Source organism: Oleiphilus sp. HI0066 (genome assembly GCF_001635725.1).
On sequence record NZ_LWFH01000750.1, the window covers coordinates 1 to 999 of the forward strand.

Below are 999 nucleotides of genomic sequence, written 5' to 3' on the forward strand. Positions count from 1 at the left end.
AGAATCGCCTCACGTTCGTTATAAATACTGGTATCAAAACGCTGCTGCGCCAAAACAAAGTCCGATGTAATACGACGAATCGCATCAACACTTGCGCCCTGCCCAACATAACCTGCAGCCGTTAGCTCCCCTGGTTTATCAACAAAGATCGCTTCTTGGCGGCTATATCCAGGCGTATTAATGTTCGCAACGTTATTACCTGTGACAGACAGGCCAACCTGATGCGTTTTTAAGCCACTAATACCTATGTTAATTAAATCAGCCACGTCTAGTTACCACCCTTTACTGATTGAAAGATGGCATCCATGTCTGACAAACGATTCTGAACAATATTTCCAATTTTGTTCGCGTACTCTGGATCAGTCGCATAACCAGATTGCTGCAATGCTTGCGCAAAGGCGATCGGCTGTTCTTTCATAGAAAGCGCTTCTTCATAACGCGGATTGCCTTCTAAGAACTTGGCATAATCAGCAAAGCTTTCTTCATAAGATTGATAGGTTCTAAAGCTATCACGCTGCTTTAAGGCGACTCCCTGATGAAACTCAGTGGTAAGAATATTGGTACTGTCACCTTGCCAACCATTATTGGCCTTAATGCCAAATAGGTTGAAACTTGGAGCTCCATCTTCACGCAATATTGGTTTGTTTCCCCAACCAGTTTCAAGCGCTGACTGAGCCAACATGAGTTTGGCTGAGATGCCAGTTTGGGCTTCGATTTTTTGAGCAATCGGAGCAAGCGATGCAATAAAATCATTTGGACTATTAAATACAGTCTTTTTAAGCTCGCTAGTTCCTGACGTTAACAATGAAGCATTCTCTTCATTGCTCGCATCATTCGCTTGCTTAGCACTCAATTGATCAACTTGTTGCATTGCTTCAACGAGCTTCGCAGGCTCTAATCGAGGGAAGCCTTTACGCTCATAATCGCTCAAGGACATCTTCTTGTTCGCGATACTGAGGTCGCTCGGTACTAAGCCCTTACTTTCTAATATCTGGCGCT

2 protein-coding genes are annotated in these 999 nt (G+C 43.9%); both read right to left on the bottom strand.

The genetic code is table 11. The features are described from left to right. Positions 1-266, bottom strand: a 266-nt coding sequence (locus A3738_RS29865) for a flagellar basal body protein (RefSeq protein WP_231876594.1), incomplete at its 3' end; no start/stop codon positions are given. 2 nt (positions 267-268) lie between these two features. Next, the coding region (gene flgJ, locus A3738_RS09115) for a flagellar assembly peptidoglycan hydrolase FlgJ (protein ID WP_156504136.1) at positions 269-999 on the bottom strand (731 nt) is incomplete at its 5' end.